Source organism: Neisseria sp. P0021.S006, assembly GCF_051956895.1.
This window is the reverse complement of the sequence record NZ_JBQCWZ010001074.1, coordinates 1-509: the sequence shown is the minus strand read 5'-3', so window position 1 is coordinate 509 and position 509 is coordinate 1. Positions and strand designations below refer to the sequence as shown.

Here is a 509-nt window from a genome sequence, read left to right as displayed (position 1 = left end):
CATCCGGTATGTTGGGCATTGTTCCGGCTTTGAATCTGCTATTGTTTACTTCCGGCGCGCTGCAGTCCAAATTGGCGGGCAAACGCGCCCAATATAACGAGCAGGTTGCCGTGTATGACCAAAACGTTTTGAACGCCATGCGTTCGGCGGCAGATGCTGTAGTCGACTATCAAAGCCTGAAAAGCCGACAAGATACTTGGAACAAGATGGTCAATATTGCCGATAAATCTGTGCAAAATGCGAAAGGACGTGTTCGTGCAGGTTTGGATAACGGCTTGACCGCTTTGCAAAAACAAGACGAAGCTGCGCGTACGAAAATGTCGGCGGTTCAATACCATGCAGAATATCTGACAGCTTGGAGTAACCTCAATGCCCAGTTGGGCGGTGGCTTTAAATTAAATAAGAAATAAACGTTTTATTAAAACGTAGGCCGTCTGAAAGTAATTTCAGACGGCCTTTTGCTTACCTTATTTACATTTGCTACCGGAAGAAATTATTGTAATGAATAG

General features: G+C 45.0%; 1 protein-coding gene. It reads left to right on the top strand.

Translation table 11 applies throughout. The features are described from left to right. Positions 1–410 (top strand): TolC family protein (locus ACTHUM_RS18790; RefSeq protein WP_440403795.1); only part of this gene is annotated, 410 nt, incomplete at its 5' end. Positions 411–509: the final 99 nt, after the last annotated feature.